At 57.4% G+C, this 15,746-nt stretch carries 28 protein-coding genes; 6 read left to right on the top strand and 22 right to left on the bottom strand.

Annotated features, from left to right (window positions below; translation table 11 throughout):
- Positions 1–16 precede the first annotated feature (16 nt).
- Positions 17–187, top strand: coding sequence for a hypothetical protein (locus SJY21_RS12530; RefSeq protein ID WP_377511142.1), 171 nt, complete (start codon positions 17–19; stop codon positions 185–187).
- A 66-nt stretch (positions 188–253) separates the two neighbouring features.
- Here SJY21_RS12530 and rplQ read toward each other — a convergent pair whose 3' ends face one another.
- The 7 genes from rplQ to rplO all read right to left on the bottom strand — a co-directional run bounded on the left by rplQ (position 254) and on the right by rplO (position 5,500).
- Entirely contained in the window at positions 254–670 is a 417-nt protein-coding gene (rplQ, locus tag SJY21_RS12525) for a 50S ribosomal protein L17 (protein WP_148054372.1), read from the bottom strand.
- Between the two features lie 119 nt (positions 671–789).
- On the bottom strand, positions 790–1,806 hold the full coding sequence (locus SJY21_RS12520; protein ID WP_377511139.1) for a DNA-directed RNA polymerase subunit alpha: 1,017 nt from the start codon (positions 1,804–1,806) through the stop codon (positions 790–792).
- Between the two features lie 113 nt (positions 1,807–1,919).
- On the bottom strand, positions 1,920–2,309 hold the full coding sequence (rpsK, locus tag SJY21_RS12515) for a 30S ribosomal protein S11 (protein WP_148054370.1): 390 nt from the start codon (positions 2,307–2,309) through the stop codon (positions 1,920–1,922).
- Positions 2,310–2,324: 15 nt separating this feature from the next.
- Positions 2,325–2,693 carry a 30S ribosomal protein S13 gene (rpsM, locus tag SJY21_RS12510; protein WP_148054369.1) on the bottom strand — a complete coding sequence of 123 codons (369 nt, stop codon included), beginning with the start codon at positions 2,691–2,693 and terminating at the stop codon, positions 2,325–2,327.
- A gap of 210 nt (positions 2,694–2,903) precedes the next feature.
- Entirely contained in the window at positions 2,904–3,548 is a 645-nt protein-coding gene (locus SJY21_RS12505; RefSeq protein ID WP_377511134.1) for an adenylate kinase, read from the bottom strand.
- Positions 3,545–4,888, bottom strand: coding sequence for a preprotein translocase subunit SecY (gene secY, locus SJY21_RS12500; protein WP_377513236.1), 1,344 nt, complete (start codon positions 4,886–4,888; stop codon positions 3,545–3,547). The genes SJY21_RS12505 and secY overlap by 4 nt, the downstream gene beginning before the upstream one ends.
- Positions 4,889–5,017: 129 nt before the next feature.
- The gene (gene rplO / locus SJY21_RS12495) at positions 5,018–5,500 is read right to left on the bottom strand and encodes a 50S ribosomal protein L15 (RefSeq protein WP_377511132.1); all 483 of its coding nucleotides are present in this window, start codon (positions 5,498–5,500) and stop codon (positions 5,018–5,020) included.
- A gap of 304 nt (positions 5,501–5,804) precedes the next feature.
- Between rplO and SJY21_RS12490 the strand changes: the two genes are divergently transcribed.
- Complete coding sequence (locus tag SJY21_RS12490; protein WP_377511129.1) at positions 5,805–6,362, top strand: hypothetical protein; 558 nt, start codon at positions 5,805–5,807, stop codon at positions 6,360–6,362.
- 67 nt (positions 6,363–6,429) lie between these two features.
- On the opposite strand, the gene rpmD is transcribed toward SJY21_RS12490, so the two are convergent.
- The 11 genes from rpmD to rpmC all read right to left on the bottom strand — a co-directional run bounded on the left by rpmD (position 6,430) and on the right by rpmC (position 10,717).
- A complete protein-coding gene (gene rpmD, locus SJY21_RS12485) occupies positions 6,430–6,618 on the bottom strand; it encodes a 50S ribosomal protein L30 (RefSeq protein WP_377511126.1) in 189 nt (62 codons plus the stop codon).
- 12 nt (positions 6,619–6,630) lie between these two features.
- A complete protein-coding gene (rpsE, locus tag SJY21_RS12480) occupies positions 6,631–7,194 on the bottom strand; it encodes a 30S ribosomal protein S5 (protein ID WP_377511123.1) in 564 nt (187 codons plus the stop codon).
- Positions 7,195–7,331: 137 nt separating this feature from the next.
- Entirely contained in the window at positions 7,332–7,691 is a 360-nt protein-coding gene (rplR, locus tag SJY21_RS12475) for a 50S ribosomal protein L18 (RefSeq protein WP_377511120.1), read from the bottom strand.
- Positions 7,692–7,702: 11 nt separating this feature from the next.
- Positions 7,703–8,236, bottom strand: a complete 534-nt coding sequence (gene rplF, locus SJY21_RS12470; RefSeq protein WP_377511117.1) for a 50S ribosomal protein L6 — start codon at positions 8,234–8,236, stop codon at positions 7,703–7,705.
- A 10-nt stretch (positions 8,237–8,246) separates the two neighbouring features.
- Positions 8,247–8,639: a 30S ribosomal protein S8 gene (gene rpsH, locus SJY21_RS12465; protein ID WP_377511114.1), complete on the bottom strand. Its 393-nt coding sequence runs from the start codon at positions 8,637–8,639 to the stop codon at positions 8,247–8,249.
- Positions 8,640–8,653: 14 nt separating this feature from the next.
- Complete coding sequence (rpsN, locus tag SJY21_RS12460; RefSeq protein ID WP_148054361.1) at positions 8,654–8,959, bottom strand: 30S ribosomal protein S14; 306 nt, start codon at positions 8,957–8,959, stop codon at positions 8,654–8,656.
- 13 nt (positions 8,960–8,972) lie between these two features.
- A complete protein-coding gene (gene rplE / locus SJY21_RS12455; protein WP_377511111.1) occupies positions 8,973–9,536 on the bottom strand; it encodes a 50S ribosomal protein L5 in 564 nt (187 codons plus the stop codon).
- Positions 9,536–9,841, bottom strand: a complete 306-nt coding sequence (gene rplX, locus SJY21_RS12450; protein ID WP_377511108.1) for a 50S ribosomal protein L24 — start codon at positions 9,839–9,841, stop codon at positions 9,536–9,538. Before rplX ends, rplE begins: the two co-directional genes overlap by 1 nt.
- The gene (gene rplN / locus SJY21_RS12445; RefSeq protein WP_148054358.1) at positions 9,841–10,209 is read right to left on the bottom strand and encodes a 50S ribosomal protein L14; all 369 of its coding nucleotides are present in this window, start codon (positions 10,207–10,209) and stop codon (positions 9,841–9,843) included. The genes rplX and rplN overlap by 1 nt, the downstream gene beginning before the upstream one ends.
- Positions 10,210–10,279: 70 nt before the next feature.
- Entirely contained in the window at positions 10,280–10,507 is a 228-nt protein-coding gene (rpsQ, locus tag SJY21_RS12440; protein ID WP_377511104.1) for a 30S ribosomal protein S17, read from the bottom strand.
- 3 nt (positions 10,508–10,510) lie between these two features.
- Positions 10,511–10,717, bottom strand: coding sequence for a 50S ribosomal protein L29 (gene rpmC / locus SJY21_RS12435; protein WP_377511101.1), 207 nt, complete (start codon positions 10,715–10,717; stop codon positions 10,511–10,513).
- Positions 10,718–10,984: 267 nt separating this feature from the next.
- On the opposite strand from rpmC, the gene SJY21_RS12430 reads away from it, so the two are divergent.
- The 3 genes from SJY21_RS12430 to SJY21_RS12420 all read left to right on the top strand — a co-directional run bounded on the left by SJY21_RS12430 (position 10,985) and on the right by SJY21_RS12420 (position 13,129).
- The gene (locus tag SJY21_RS12430) at positions 10,985–11,605 is read left to right on the top strand and encodes a 2OG-Fe(II) oxygenase family protein (protein WP_377511098.1); all 621 of its coding nucleotides are present in this window, start codon (positions 10,985–10,987) and stop codon (positions 11,603–11,605) included.
- A gap of 129 nt (positions 11,606–11,734) precedes the next feature.
- Entirely contained in the window at positions 11,735–12,412 is a 678-nt protein-coding gene (locus SJY21_RS12425; protein WP_377511095.1) for a hypothetical protein, read from the top strand.
- A gap of 96 nt (positions 12,413–12,508) precedes the next feature.
- The gene (locus tag SJY21_RS12420; RefSeq protein WP_377511092.1) at positions 12,509–13,129 is read left to right on the top strand and encodes a thermonuclease family protein; all 621 of its coding nucleotides are present in this window, start codon (positions 12,509–12,511) and stop codon (positions 13,127–13,129) included.
- Here SJY21_RS12420 and SJY21_RS12415 read toward each other — a convergent pair.
- Positions 13,107–13,553, bottom strand: coding sequence for a hypothetical protein (locus tag SJY21_RS12415; RefSeq protein WP_377511089.1), 447 nt, complete (start codon positions 13,551–13,553; stop codon positions 13,107–13,109). The two genes, SJY21_RS12420 and SJY21_RS12415, sit on opposite strands and share 23 nt — an antisense overlap.
- 87 nt (positions 13,554–13,640) lie before the next feature.
- On the opposite strand from SJY21_RS12415, the gene SJY21_RS12410 reads away from it, so the two are divergent.
- Positions 13,641–14,060, top strand: coding sequence for a winged helix-turn-helix transcriptional regulator (locus SJY21_RS12410; protein WP_377511086.1), 420 nt, complete (start codon positions 13,641–13,643; stop codon positions 14,058–14,060).
- A 168-nt stretch (positions 14,061–14,228) separates the two neighbouring features.
- Here the strand turns inward: SJY21_RS12410 and rplP are convergent, their stop codons facing one another.
- Genes rplP through rplV form a run of 3 tightly spaced genes read right to left on the bottom strand, consistent with a single transcriptional unit; the run spans position 14,229 to position 15,745 of the window.
- Positions 14,229–14,642: a 50S ribosomal protein L16 gene (rplP, locus tag SJY21_RS12405; protein ID WP_377511083.1), complete on the bottom strand. Its 414-nt coding sequence runs from the start codon at positions 14,640–14,642 to the stop codon at positions 14,229–14,231.
- Between the two features lie 15 nt (positions 14,643–14,657).
- Positions 14,658–15,365 (bottom strand): 30S ribosomal protein S3, encoded by a 708-nt coding sequence (gene rpsC, locus SJY21_RS12400; RefSeq protein WP_377511080.1) that lies wholly within the window; start codon positions 15,363–15,365, stop codon positions 14,658–14,660.
- Positions 15,365–15,745 (bottom strand): 50S ribosomal protein L22, encoded by a 381-nt coding sequence (gene rplV, locus SJY21_RS12395; RefSeq protein WP_148054350.1) that lies wholly within the window; start codon positions 15,743–15,745, stop codon positions 15,365–15,367. Before rplV ends, rpsC begins: the two co-directional genes overlap by 1 nt.
- Between the last annotated feature and the right edge of the window lies 1 nt (position 15,746).

Below are 15,746 nucleotides of genomic sequence, written 5' to 3'. Positions count from 1 at the left end.
ATCAAAGGAGTAACAGGTGCAGACATCAGATCAGGATTTGTTGGAACGGATTACAGCACTCGGCAAAGTGGGGGTTGATCAGCTGGTCGCTTATCTGGGCGCGGATTCGCCGCAAGAAGATGGTGATGCACTGGATGAGGACGACGAAACAGACGTGTATCTGCGCTCTCCGCCGCTCTCGTCGTGATGGCGCGCAAAGAAAAAGCCCCGACCGGTAGGCGGGGCTTTTCTGATTCCATGGAGGGCGGCAGGATTATTCTGCGGCTTCCTCTGCCTCAAGGCGGGCCTTGTCGGCGGCACCCTTGGCGTTCACGTCACGATCAACAAATTCGATGATCGCCATCGGTGCCATGTCACCATAGCGGAAGCCGGCCTTGAGAACGCGCACATAACCACCATTGCGGTCCTTGTAGCGGGGCCCAAGCACTTCAAACAGCTTGGCAACGTGCATGTCCTGCTTGAGTCGCGATGCAGCCTGACGGCGCGCGTGCAGATCGCCGCGCTTGCCCAGCGTGATCATCTTTTCGATGATGCGCTTGAGTTCCTTTGCCTTGGGCAAAGTTGTTTTGATTTGCTCATGTTCGATGAGCGAGCCTGCCATGTTCGCGAACAGCGCCTTGCGGTGTTCATGGGTGCGATTGAGGCGGCGGTAACCACGTGCGTGACGCATGATGAAGTCTCCATTTTGTGTTAGGGTGGGCTGTGCGCTGCGTAGACGCCAGCTCCGTTATTGGGGCACCATGCCCGGGTCGTGAGGTAAGGTGGGTCAAGACCCACCTTACGCTTTCCTTAGAACTGGTCTTCGAACTTTTTCGCCAGATCTTCGATGTTGTCCGGCGGCCAGTCTTCAACGTCCATGCCAAGGTGCAGACCCATGCCCGATAGCACTTCCTTGATCTCGTTCAAGGACTTGCGGCCAAAGTTGGGTGTGCGCAGCATTTCTGCTTCGGTTTTCTGGATCAGATCGCCGATGTAAACGATGTTGTCGTTCTTGAGGCAGTTGGCCGAACGGACCGACAGTTCAAGCTCGTCAACTTTCTTGAGCAGCAGCGGGTTGAACTCCAATCCATCGTCGTCGGACTGGGCTTGCGCGCTTTCCGGCTCGTCGAAGTTCACGAAGATCGACAGCTGGTCTTGCAGGATGCGTGCGGCGAATGCCACGGCGTCATCGGGCGTGATGGACCCGTCGGTTTCGACTTTCATGGTCAGCTTGTCATAGTCCAGAACCTGACCTTCGCGGGTCGGCTGCACGTCATAGCTGACTTTCTTGACCGGCGAATAGATCGCGTCGATGGCCATCATGCCGATGGGCGCATCTTCGGGCTTGTTCTTGTCGGCCGAGACATAGCCCTTACCGGTATTGACGGTCAGTTCCATGTAAAGGTCGGCGCCTTCGTCAAGGTGGCACAGCACGTGATCCTTGTTCAGCACCTCGATGCCCGCACTTTCGGAAATGTCGGCAGCAGTCACAACGCCCGGGCCTTTGGCCTGAACGGAAAGACGCTTGGGGCCTTCGACTTCCATGCGGATCGCGACACCCTTGAGGTTCAACACGATGTCGGTCACGTCTTCACGCACGCCAGCAACGCTGGAGAATTCGTGCAGCACGTTGTCGATCTGCACGGTCGTGATGGCCGCGCCTTGCAGCGATGACATCAGGATACGGCGCAGTGCGTTGCCAAGGGTCAGACCAAAGCCGCGTTCCAGCGGTTCGGCGGTCACAGTTGCCTGACGGGTCGGGTCATTGCCCGGCTTGACGTCCAACTGCGTAGGTTTGATGAGCTCAGCCCAATTCTTGTGGATCATACGTCCCTCCATCCTTGTTCACCTTTCATGTCCAAAAAAGGCAAACGCCCGAGGTTTCAAAATGACGGACTGGGGCCGCGCAAAAATGCACGACCCCAGCCAAATACTGGTGCTTAGACGCGACGGCGCTTGGGCGGACGGCAACCGTTATGGGCCATCGGTGTCACATCGCGGATGGATGTGACGTTAAATCCTGCAGCAGCCAGGGCGCGCAATGCGGATTCACGGCCGGAACCGGGACCCTGCACTTCGACTTCAAGCGTTTTCACGCCGTGGTCTTGCGCTTTCTTGGCAACGTCTTCGGCAGCCATCTGGGCAGCATAAGGTGTCGATTTACGCGACCCTTTGAAACCCATTGTGCCAGCCGACGACCATGCGATGGCATTGCCTTGCACGTCCGAGATCAGGATTTTTGTGTTGTTGAAAGAAGAGTTCACATGAGCAACGCCTGCGGCGATGTTCTTGGAGACCTTCTTTTTGGTGCGTTTGGTATCGCGTGCCATTGGTCAGACCCTCCCTTATTTCTTCTTGCCGGCAATGGCCTTAGCGGGGCCTTTGCGTGTGCGAGCGTTGGTGTGGGTGCGCTGACCGCGGACGGGCAGGTTGCGACGGTGGCGCAGGCCACGGTAGCAGCCAAGGTCCATCAGACGCTTGATGTTCATCTGGGTTTCGCGGCGCAGATCGCCTTCGACGGTATAGTTGGCGTCGATGTGCTCGCGGATGGCCAGAACTTCGGCGTCGGACAGTTCGTTGACGCGACGGGTAACGTCGATCTTAACGGCTTCGCAGATTGCCTCTGCCGAAGTTGTGCCGATACCGGTGATATATGTGAGGGCGATTGGAACCCGCTTTGCAGTCGGGATGTTTACGCCGGCAATACGTGCCACGTGTGCAATTCCTTTTCGTTGCGGGTCCGTCATTCCAGACCCTTTTTTCACAACGGAAGCCCGGACCTATCGGCGCCGGGCTGCGTCATATCGAGGTGTCTTGCGATTGTCTGGGGGCGACCCGTAAACCGCAAATTGATTCCTTTGCAGGATGGGGCTGTTTAGGGGGGGATGACGGGGGCGTCAAGGCCCCTACCCGCCTTTGTTTGCTTAACCCAAAGCGCCCTTGATCGCAGCCGCAACAGCCTCCATCGACCCAAGCCCATCAACCGACTTCAGATCACCCTTGGCATAGTAATACCCAATCAGCGGGCTGGTCTGTTTGTAATAGGCCAGCAGGCGGGTTTTCAGGCTTTCTTCGTTGTCGTCCGCGCGGCGGGTCTGGTCGGTGCCGCCGCAGTTGGAACACTTGCCGTCAGCGGGCCAAGGCTTGGTTGCGTCGTTGTAAACTTCGCCACAATTGCCGCAGGTTGAACGGGCGGTGATGCGGGCCACAAGGGCATCATCATCCACCTGCATTTCGATCACACAATCCAGCTTGTGACCCATGTCCGCCAGCAAGGCGCCCAAGGCATCGGCCTGCGCAAGCGTGCGCGGGAAGCCGTCAAAGATGAAACCGCCCGCGTGGGACGTATCCTCAAGCTGTTCACGGATCAGGCCGATGACGATTTCATCGGTGACCAACTCGCCGCGGTCCATGACATCGGCAACCTTCTTGCCCATGGCCGTGCCGCTGGTGCGGGCGGCGCGCAGCATGTCGCCGGTGGAAAGCTGCACCATGTCACGTTCATCGACAAGGATGCGTGCTTGTGTGCCTTTACCCGCGCCCGGCGGTCCAAGAAGAATGATATTCATCGGCGTGATGGTCCCTTTGTCTTGTTCTTGCCGCCACGCTTGCCGCGCAGCTGAGATTTTTCAATCAGCCCTTCGTATTGGTGCGCCAACAGATGCGATTGGATCTGCTGGATCGTATCCATACCCACGGACACGATGATCAGGACCGACGTGCCGCCAAAGTAGAACGGAATGGCCAGCTGCGAACGCAAAATCTCGGGCATGAGACAAACTAACGCAAGGTAACCCGACCCAAGGACCAGCACACGGGTCACGACATAGTCAAGATATTCCGCCGTGCGCTTGCCCGGACGGATACCGGGGACAAACCCGTTCTGGTTCTTGAGGTTGTCGGCAACTTCCTCGGTCTTGAACGCAACTTCCTTGGTGTAGAAGTAGGTGAAGAACACGATCATCGACGTAAAGAACAACAGATAAAGCGGCTGTCCGGGGCCAAAGTAGGCCAGCAGCCACGACATCACAGGGCCGGTCTGGCCGCCGCTGAACGTGGACAGGGTCGTTGGCAACAAAAGCAACGCGCTTGCGAAAATCGCAGGGATCACGCCGGCGGGGTTGACCTTGATGGGCAGGTGCGAAGACCCACCGTCATAGACCTTCATCCCGACCTGACGGCGTGGATACTGAATGTGGATCTTGCGCAAAGACCGTTCCATAAAGACCACAAAGGCAAGCGTCACAATCACCATCAGGATCACCCCAACAATCACAGCGGGGCTGATCGCACCGGACCGCCCTTGCGACAGGAACTGCGCAATCGCAGCGGGGATTTCGGCGATAATGCCAACAAAGATGATCAGCGAAATGCCGTTGCCGATACCGCGCGCGGTGATCTGTTCACCCAGCCACATCAGGAACATCGTGCCGCCCACAAGCGTAATCACGCAAGCCATACGGAAATAGAGACCCGGATCGGACGCCAGTTCACCGGCTTCAAGGGAAGCCGCAAGGCCATAGGCCTGGAAAGTTGCCAGCACCACGGTGCCGTAGCGTGTGTATTGGTTCAGCTTTTTGCGGCCCGCGTCGCCCTCTTTCTTAAGCTGCTTGAGCGGTTCCCACATGGACCCCAGCAACTGCACGATGATCGAGGCCGAGATGTAGGGCATGATGCCCAAGGCAAAGATACCCATCCGTGACAGCGCGCCGCCTGTGAACATCGACAGGATGCCGCCAATGCCCGCCGCTGCGTCTTCCATAAAGGATTGCAGCGCGATCGTGTCGATGCCCGGCACGGGGATATATGTGCCAAGGCGGTAAACGATCAAAAGGCCAAGGGTAAAAAGGATGCGCTGGCGCAGCTCGGTCGCCTTACCAAAGGCCCCCCAGCTCATGTTGGATGCCATTTGCTCTGCTGCTGATGCCATTACGGGCTCTCTTTTTTAATCAAGAACGCCGCCAGACGGTTCCCCGAGTGGCGGCGTTAGGAAAACTTAAAGAAGGATGTAGTGACCCAAAGGGCCGCTCACAACCTGTTATTCCGCCGCTTCTGCGGTTGGGGCTGTCACAACCAGCTTACCGCCGGCTTTTTCAACGGCCTCGACCGCGCCTTTAGAGGCACCAGTGACCGAAATCGTGACTTTCGACGTGACTTCGCCTTTGGCCAGAACGCGGATACCGTCCAGCTTGCGACGGACCAGACCGGAGGCGATCAGCGCATCCTCGTCAATATCCTTTTTCGCGTCGATTTTCTTTTCGTCGATGAATTTCTGGATCAGACCAAGGTTGATCACAGCGAACTTCTTGCGGTTCGGCTTGTTAAAGCCACGCTTTGGAAGACGCTGGTAGAGGGGCATCTGCCCGCCTTCGTAACCTTTGATCGCCACACCCGAGCGGGATTTCTGACCCTTGATACCACGGCCACCAGTTTTACCTGTGCCGGAACCGGGACCACGGCCGATACGCTTGCGGGGTTTTGTTGCGCCGTCATTATCGCGCAGTTCGTTCAACTTAACCATTGTCGCTTCTCCTTGCCGGAACTGCCCTCCAGCGACGGAGTGGGCAAACACGGCTTTGCGGTTTCGAGTCGGCACGGATGTGCGGACTAGCGGCGTATAAGAGAGTTGCGCTGCCATGACAAGCGCAACGTCACGGGTGTCGCGCCCGAACCGAGTGGTGGGGGCAAAGCGCCCGCCCCGTGGGGGCGGTTCGGGCGCTGCCCAATCAAAGATTGGGCAATTCAAACGCGCTATGCGTGTATTCTACTTTTCAAATCATTCAGTAACTGTTTTTCTAGTAGCTATCTTAAAATAGGATATGCCAATGAAGTTCATGCTCTTCTCAGCCATCGCACTAGTTTCTGCTGTTCCCCCAGCAATCTCGCAAGAATTTAGCGCGGTAGACGCTGACCAAACTGACCTGTCCAGATATGAACTGTTTGAAGAGGGGCAAGGGGCCATCACACTTTCCGACATTGAGGCGATGGAAGACGCCTATATAACGGCAGTGGATGCGGGAGATTGTGAGGTTGCTCTCCCTCTCATCGTAGCCTTTTCTGACGCTGCAAATCGGATATCAAATATCCTTAGGCAGGGAAACGAACCTTACTACAATGCGCGACGCGACGACCAAGAAACGATTGCGCGAAATAGGATGCTGATTAATGTGTTAGTCGGAGCGGAAAGCGCATCCAACAACCTAATAAGGCAACGAAATCGGGCATGGGTCGAAGAGGCAAAGTGCTTGATTCACGAAGGGGATACCAATGGGGCAACAGTTCGGTTGTATCGTGCCCTAGATTATATCTCATCGGATGAAGATGAGCTTTGGGAAGAGGCCCGCAATTTGCTTTGGTCGCTGATCGGCTTCACTCCCGAATAACAAAAACGCCCCGCAGTTTCCTGCGGGGCGCTTCAAATCTCAGCAGTAACGTGGGTCTTGACCCACTTTACCCCTTTTCTTCGATGATTTTCACCATGTGAGGGATGCTGTCGACCATGCCGCGGACGGAAGGTGTATCTTCCAGCTCGCGGGTGCGGTGCATTTTGTTCAGGCCAAGGCCAACCAGCGTTGCGCGCTGTTTGGCGGGGCGGCGGATCGGAGAGCCGATCTGTTTGACGACGATCGTTTTTGCCATTGTTCCGGTTCCTTACGCTTCTGCCGCGGGGGCTTCTTCGGTCTTGTTGCCAAGAATGTCAGCGACCTTCTTACCACGACGCTGTGCAACCGAGCGGGGCGACGTTTCTTTCGTCAGGCCGTCCAGTGTTGCGCGGATCATGTTGTAAGGGTTCTGCGAACCGATGGATTTCGACACAACGTCCTTGACGCCCAGCATTTCGAACACCGCACGCATCGGACCACCGGCGATGATTCCGGTCCCTTCCGGGGCTGTGCGCATGACGACCTTACCGGCACCGTGACGACCGTTCATGTCGTGGTGCAGGGTGCGGCCTTCGCGCAGGGGCACGCGGATCATGTTGCGCTTGGCAGCTTCAGTTGCCTTGCGGATCGCTTCGGGAACTTCCTTGGCCTTACCCTTGCCAAAGCCGACGCGGCCTTTCTGGTCGCCCACGACGACAAGTGCTGCAAAGCCGAAACGCTTACCACCCTTGACGGTCTTGGACACACGGTTGATCGCGACTAGGCGATCGGCGAATTCTGGGGTCTCGTCGCGGTCACGACGGTTCCCGCGTTGTTGTGGATCACGAGCCATGTGGCCCTCCTAAATTTGGTGGCTTGCGCCGGTTGTTTCAATCGCGGTGCCCCGGATAAGGTCCGTGGCCCGGATCATCGGAGGGGCGTTGCCGCCCCTCGCAGGGTCGTAAGGTGGGTCTTGACCCACGTTACCTTTTAGATCTTCAAACCACCTTCGCGGGCAGCTTCGGCCAAAGCCTTGACCTTGCCGTGAAAGAGGAAACCGCCACGGTCGAAATAGGCTTCGGACACGCCGGCCTTTTTCGCACGCTTTGCGATCTCTGCACCAACCTTGGCGGCTGCTTCGACGTTGTTCTTGCCAACCACGCCCAATGCCTTCTCGAGAGAAGACGCCGAGGCGAGTGTGACGCCGTTCACATCGTCGATCAGCTGCACGCTGATATTCTTGCTTGAGCGGTGGACCGACAGGCGCGGACGCCCGGCGTTCACCTTGCGAAGTTTGTTCCGAACGCGCATGCGGCGTTTGATGAACAACTGTCTTTTCGTGTTTGCCATCTGTGCGTTCCTTACTTCTTCTTGCCTTCTTTGCGGAAGATGTATTCGTCCACATACTTGATGCCTTTGCCCTTGTAGGGCTCGGGTTTGCGCCATTCGCGGATGTTTGCCGCAACCTGGCCAACAAGCTGTTGGTCGATACCTTCCACGATCACCTGGGTCTGCTTGGGGGCGGTGACGGTCACGCCGTCAGGCACCTCAAAATTGACCTCGTGGGAATAGCCCAGCGACAGCTTGAGGGTGTTGCCCTGCATCTGCGCGCGATACCCCACACCGTTGATCTCAAGCTCTTTGGTGAAGCCCGTGGACACACCCGTCACAAGGTTGCTGACCATCGTGCGGGACATGCCCCACTGCTGGCGCGCGCGCTTGGATTTGCCGCGTGGATCAACGCTCACGGCACCGTCGTTGACAGTGATCGTGACATCGTCCGTTGCGGTAAAGCTACGGGTGCCCTTTGGGCCTTTGACTTCGATGGTCTGACCGGAGACTTTCGCCTCAACCCCGGAGGGCAGATCGACCGGCTTTTTGCCAATACGAGACATTACGCTCTCCTTAGAAGATTGTGCAAAGCACTTCGCCGCCAACTTTGGCCGCACGTGCATTCGCATCCGACATCACACCCTTCGAGGTGGAGACAATCGACACACCCAGGCCCTGACGGACCGAAGGGATGTCATTGACGCCCATGTAAACGCGACGACCGGGTTTCGAGACCCGCTTGAGTTCGCGAATGACAGGAGTGCCTTCATAGTATTTCAGGCTGATGTCAAAAGCCGGGTGGCCGTTGACGTCCGTGCTGCTTTCGTAGCCGCGGATATAGCCTTCGTCTGCCAGCACATCCAGAACCCAAGCGCGCAGCTTGGAAGCAGGGGTCGCCACCGTGCACTTGCCACGCATTTGACCGTTGCGGATGCGGGTCAGCATATCACCGATAGGATCGTTCATTTATCTGATCTCCCTTACCAGCTTGACTTGACCATGCCGGGGATTTGGCCATTCGAGCCAAGGTCCCGCAGCGCGATCCGGCTGACTTTGAGCTTACGGTAGTAGGCGTGTGGACGCCCGGTAAGCTGGCAGCGGTTGTGCAGACGCACCGCAGAGGAATTCCGCGGCAGTTTTGCAAGCTTCAGGCGGGCGGTGAACCGCTCTTCCATTGTCTTGCTTTCATCTTTCGCGATTTCTTTCAAAGCGGCGCGCTTGGCAGCGTATTTCGCCACCAGCTTTTCGCGCTTCTTTTCGCGTGCGATCATTGATTTCTTAGCCATGGTTTCTGATCCCTTAGCTGTTGAACGGCATGTTGAAATGCTTCAACAGCGCTTTGGCTTCTGCGTCGGTCTGGGCCGTTGTGCAGATGACGATATCGAGACCCCAGTTCTCATCAACTTTATCAAAGTTGATTTCGGGGAAGACGATGTGTTCCTTCATGCCCATGGCATAGTTGCCACGCCCATCGAACGATTTTCCCGAAATGCCGCGGAAGTCACGGATACGGGGCATTGCGACGGTGACCAGACGATCAAGGAAGTCATACATGCGGTCACCACGAAGGGTCACCTTGGCACCCAGTGGCATGTCTTCACGGACGCGGAAACCAGCGATGGATTTCTTTGCCTTTGTAATGACAGCCATTTGACCGGCGATTGCGGTCAGGTCTTCCTGGGCCGACTTGGCCTTTTTGGAGTCCTTCACGCTTTCAGCGCCTGCGCCGATGTTCAGGACGATCTTGTCCAGACGCGGGATCTGCATGTCGTTCTTGTAGCCGAATTCCTCTTTCATGGCAGCCTTGATGCTGTCCTTGAAAACGGTCTTCAGACGCGGGGTGTAGGTTGCGGTATCAAGCATCAGATCACATCCCCTGTTGTCTTGGCAAAACGGACTTTCTTGTCGCCGTCCATCTTGAAGCCGACGCGGGTCGCTTTGCCGTTCTTGTCAACGATTGCCAGATTGGACAGCTGGATCGGCATTGCCTGCGGCACGCGACCACCTTGGTCAGTCTGGGATTGCTTGGTGTGACGGATCGCGATGTTCACGCCCGATACAACTGCTTTGCCGGTCTGGGGGTTCACGGACGAGATTTCGCCTGTTTGACCCTTGTCCTTGCCGGCCAGCACGATGACCTTGTCACCTTTTTTGAGTTTCGCAGCCATCAGAGCACCTCCGGAGCGAGCGAGATAATCTTCATAAAGTTCTTGCCGCGAAGTTCACGCACAACTGGCCCGAAGATACGGGTGCCGATCGGCTCGTTGTTGTTGTTCAGGATCACAGCGGCGTTGCTATCGAAGCGGATTGCTGTGCCGTCATCACGACGAACTTCTTTGGCGGTGCGAACGACGACGGCCTTGCGGACGTCACCCTTCTTAACACGGCCGCGCGGGATGGCTTCTTTCACCGAAACGACGATGATATCACCAACCGACGCATACCGGCGGTGCGAACCGCCGAGAACCTTGATGCACTGAACACGGCGCGCGCCGCTGTTGTCAGCAACATCCAGGTTGGTCTGCATCTGGATCATTTGTTTTCTCCGGACCTTTGGGGACCAATGGTCGGCCCCAGGGTTTCACTTGAACTGGACAGTCGCGCTATTAGGCGATGACTTCCCAGCGTTTGGTTTTCGACTTGGGGGCACATTCCTGAATGCGGACTGTGTCGCCAACGTTGAAGGCGTTCTTTTCGTCGTGGGCGCGATACTTCTTGGACTTGCGGACAGTCTTGTGAAGCAGCGGGTGCTTGAAACGACGTTCAACAGACACGGTGACGGTCTGTTCGTTCTGGTTGCTGGTGACGACACCGGACAGGATACGCTTAGGCATTGATTAAGCCTCCTTGGCGGCGGCGGCCGCTTTTTCGTTCAGAATGGTTTTGACACGGGCCGCATTGCGACGCGCCTTGCGCATCTGCGACGAGTTTTCGATCGCGCCAGTTGCCTGCTGAAAACGCAGGTTGAAGGCTTCTTTTTTCAGATTGGCAAGCTCTTCCCGAAGCTGATCGGGCGTCTTGTCACGCAGTTCGTTGGCGTTCATGCCATATTTCCTTTTCAACATCACCGGCAGGCCGCGCGAAAGCGTCACCCGAATCCCGATGGAGGGGGTAGAAGTGCGCCGTATAGGGGGGTTTGGCGGGTGTGGCAAGGGTGTTATTTGACTGGGCTTTGCCGCCTTGTCGCGCCCGAACCGAGGCGTGGGCGAGAAGCACCCGCCTCGTGGGGGCGGTTCGGGCGCTACCCAAGCTGTGCTTGGGCAATGCAATCCGCTACTCGCCACCGCCTTTTGCATGCGCTATCAGACCTCATGACTCAAATCAAATCCCTCTTTGTGACCCGCCTTTACCACGCAGCCCTTTCCGAACACGGCGAGCCGATTGATCCTGCCGAGATGGAAACCTCCTGCTATTCCATCGCCGAGGATGACGCGGCGGGGCAGGAATGGTGCGAGGCGAATGGCTATGCCGGCTATACCTCTTATGCGTCCCTCACCGATTTGCCGTGGCGGTTTCCGATCTTTGCCGATCTGGTGACATCGCTTGATGCCCATGTGGCGGCATTCGCCAAGGACGCGGAATTTGATCTGGACGGGCGCAAGCTGGTGCTTGAGGATCTGTGGATCAATATCCTGCCCGAAGGCGGCATTCACACCAGCCACATCCATCCCCATTCCGTGGTGAGCGGCACGACCTACGTTGCCATGCCCGAAGGCGCGAGCGCGTTGAAACTGGAAGACCCGCGCAGCCAGATGATGATGGCCGCCCCTGCCCGCCTGAAAGACGCGCGCGAGGAAATGCGCCAGTTCATCTATGTGGCGCCTGCTGTCGGCGATGTGCTGCTGTGGGAAAGCTGGCTGCGCCACGAAGTCCCGATGAACATGTCCGAGGACGACCGCATTTCGGTCAGCTTCAATTACCGCTGGGAATAAGTAACGTGGGACCTGTCCCACCTTACATGCGCTTTGCCTAAAATCCGACGGGTTTCGATGCCCGCGCCACACCTTTCGTCAACGATTTCCCCGCCATAACTGCCCCGTTCATCATGCGAAGGGGCCAGAATGGCGTTGCGGATTTTCTGGATGGTATGCGTGCTGTGCCTGGGCACCGCGGCGCGGGCCGAGGTTGGCTCGCTGTTCCCGATGGGGGCGCGTGGTGCGGTGCAGCCCGCCACGGCCAGCCTGTTCGGTGGTGCTGGCACTGGCATGTTCGCCCCCGTGCAGGCCCGTGTCGTGGTGCCGCCTGCATTGCGCACATCGCCCACAGCGCAACTGTTAACCCTGATCGCACAGGCCGAGGCCGGACCCGCAGGCTATGACGCCGTGCAACACGGCGCGCGCATCCGCCCCCCTGCCCCACCCACGCAGCTGACCTTGGGCGAGATTTACGACTGGATCGAGGCCACCCCCGGACAGCCCCACGCGATCGGACGCTATCAGTTCATTCCCAGCACCCTGCGGAGGTTGGCGGATGGACAAGGAATGGGGCCGGACACCCCGTTCATTGCCGCCGTGCAGGACCGTTTGGCGTTGGTGTTGTTGCAAGACGCCGGCCTGCACCGGTTCGAGGCTGGCACGCTGGACCGTGTCGATTTCATGCACAACCTCGCCCGCATCTGGGCCGGGCTGCCCCTGCCCGATGGCACGTCCTATTACGAAGGTCACGCAGGCAACCGGGCGACGATGACATGGGCGCGATTTGAAAGCGGCATGGCGCAGATCTGGAGTATTGAGGGGTAAGGCCACACCCGCACGGGGCTTTTTCACGCAAGGGTTGTCAGCGATGCATCGGTTTGCAAGTCTAAAGCAATTGTAGGCTATGGTTAGACGGACCCGATGGAAGTTATCATTGTTGCTGTGGTTCTTGCCGCCGTTATCGCCTATCTGGTTGGGGCATCGACCCCGCGCCGAAATGCAAAGCACCGTCATCGGCCCGCGGCTCGCACCAACCGGCAACGGAAAATTCCGCCGCTAACCCGCCCGAACGAGAGTTCACTTCGCAGCCAAGCTGAACGTGAACATGCACGTGCGTCCAAGCGCCTGCCCCAACGCCCCGATCATGCGCCACCGCCGCCCATCCCCGCGTCCCGCAAACTGGTCGGGCGCGCGTGGGTCATCGACGGTGACACGATTGCCATTGACCGCATCAAGATACGGCTGGCGGGGATCGACGCACCGGAACTCGACGAACCTTGGGGGCAAAAATCAAAGTGGGCGATGGTCAATATCTGCAAGGGCAAAACGATCCACGTCGATCTGACGGGCGAGACATCCTATGACCGGCTGGTCGGCACCTGCTATTTGCCTGACGGCACTGATATCGGAGCAGAACTAATCAAGGCGGGCTTGGCGCTGGATGGCAGCTATTTCTCAAAGGGGAAATACCTGCATCTGGAACCCGAAGGGGTGCGCCAACGGTTGCGGTTTTATGGGCTCAAGCAGCATCGGTCGCGCTAGGGGCGGTCGCGGTCCTTGGAGCAATGCCAAGGTAATGGCGTTTGACAGGTTCGCGTAGTAACAAAACTATAAGGAACGCATGCATTGCAGCGGCCATAAAAAACATTGCGCCGCCAAACACCTGGATCATAAAGAACGTGGGCCACGGCGTTGTCAGGTGCACGATATAGGCCGACATCGCGTCCCATATCCCGAGGGCGTTCCAGATCATCGCGGCGGTCCAAACCCAAAGACCTGTGTGTCTTGCAAGCAGGTAGGCAATCAAGAGCCCACCAATCCCAATCACCGCGTCGCCGATCAAGGGCATGAGCCAAGCCAAGGGAGGATCGCCATCACCGCCCGCGCCTGCGCGATGAATAAATGCCAAGGTCATCATGCGACCCGAGAGCATGAGGGTGATCAGGAGAACAAGAATACGCGCCATGAAATTTTCCTTGCTTGCGAAATGCAAGTAAATTTCACATTGCCGAATTTGCTTGCTGTTTGCAAGTTAATACGACATTAGCACCACATGAATAGAGTGAGTGGAAAATGCCCTGTCGTCTTTGCGCTTGATGTGATCGGCGACAAATGGAGCCTTGTGATTCTGCGCGACATGCTTTTTCGTGGCAAACGCACCTATGGCGATTTTCTGAAATCCCACGAAAAGATTTCAACGAATATTCTGGCCGACCGGCTTGAGAAATTGGACGCCGCCGGTCTGATCGCTAAGGTTCCAACGCGCGCAAACTCGCCCCGCAAAGCCTATGAATTGACGGCTAAGGGCGCAGACATGCTGCCCGTTATTCTGGAAATGATCGCGTGGAGTGCGAAATACGATAGCTATCCGGATGGGACCGCATTGATCGCGGGTGCCCCCGACGACCTTTTGCACCGGATCAAAACAGATCGTGACGGGCTGATGGCTGATTTGCGGGCAGCGCTGCGGTAAGGAGCCACATTTCGCGCAACTGGCAACCTGAGCTTCCGCAAACAACAACGCCCCCGATCGACGACAAAACCCCCGCCGATTTCTCGGCGGGGGTTTTTTTATTTCAGGAGTGGGTTCAAACCCACTTTACGATCTGTCGGTAAGGAGGGTTTCAACCCACCCACCTTTTTACCAGTCTTCGCGGACGATTGTGCGGGTCTTGACGGGCAGCTTCATCGCGGCAAGGCGCAGGGCCTCGCGGGCGATGTCTTCGCTGACGCCGTCAATCTCGAACATCACGCGGCCGGGCTTGACCTTGCAGGCCCAGAAATCGACCGAGCCTTTACCTTTACCCATACGCACTTCGATGGGCTTGGAGGTGACAGGCAGGTCCGGAAAGATACGGATCCAGACACGGCCCTGACGCTTCATGTGGCGCGTCATGGCACGGCGTGCGGCTTCGATCTGGCGTGCGGTCACACGTTCAGGTTCAACCGCCTTGAGGCCGTATGTGCCAAAGTTCAGATCAGAGCCGCCCTTGGCCTGACCCTTGATCCGGCCTTTGTGCATCTTGCGGAATTTGGTGCGTTTTGGTTGCAGCATATCCTAGTCCTCCGATCAGCGACGGCCGCCAGCACCGCGAGGTGTTGGGCCATCCTGGAGTTCCTGTTGCTTACGGTCACGCGCCTGTGGATCGTGTTCCATGATCTCGCCTTTGAAGATCCAGGTCTTGATCCCGATGATGCCATAGGCAGTCATCGCTTCGACGTGTGCGTAATCGATGTCGGCACGCAGCGTGTGAAGCGGCACGCGCCCCTCACGATACCATTCGGTCCGCGCGATTTCCGCGCCACCAAGACGGCCGGCAAGGTTCACACGGATACCAAGGGCACCCATACGCATGGCGTTCTGCACGGCGCGCTTCATGGCACGGCGGAAGGACACACGGCGCTCAAGCTGCTGTGCAATGCTTTCGCCAACCAGTTGCGCGTCCAACTCGGGCTTGCGCACTTCAACGATGTTGAGGTGCAGTTCGCTTTCGGACATCGCCGCCAGCTTCTTGCGCAGGGTTTCGATATCTGCGCCTTTCTTGCCGATGATGACGCCGGGACGTGCAGTGTGGATTGTCACACGGCACTTTTTGTGCGGACGCTCGATGATCACGCGGGAAACGCCAGCTTGGTAGCATTCCTTCTTGATGAACTCGCGCATGCGGATGTCTTCCAGCAGCAGATCACCAAAGTCCTTGGTGTCTGCATACCAGCGGCTGTCCCAGGTACGGTTGACCTGAAGACGCATGCCGACGGGGTTTACTTTGTTACCCATTACGCTTGCTCCTCGACCTGACGGACTGTGATTGTAAGCTCTGCAAAGGGCTTCATGATCTTGCCAAACCGGCCACGTGCGCGCGGACGACCGCGCTTCATGGTCAGGTTCTTGCCAACATAGGCTTCGGCGACGACCAGTTCATCAACATCCAGGTTGTGGTTGTTTTCGGCGTTGGCGATGGCGGACTGAAGGCACTTCTTCACATCTGCCGCGATCCGCTTTTTGGAGAAAGTCAGGTCCGTAAGGGCCTTGTCGACTTTCTTGCCGCGGATCATCGCTGCGACGAGGTTAAGTTTCTGCGGCGACGTGCGAAGCATCTTGGACTTTGCCATTGCTTCGTTGTCAGCCACGCGGCGGGGATTTTTATCCTTGCTCATG

Origin of the sequence: Octadecabacter sp. R77987, assembly GCF_042466115.1 — a bacterium.
Lineage (GTDB): Bacteria > Pseudomonadota > Alphaproteobacteria > Rhodobacterales > Rhodobacteraceae > SW4.
Note: the sequence above shows the minus strand (reverse complement) of the source record. Positions and strands in the feature narration are given on the sequence as shown.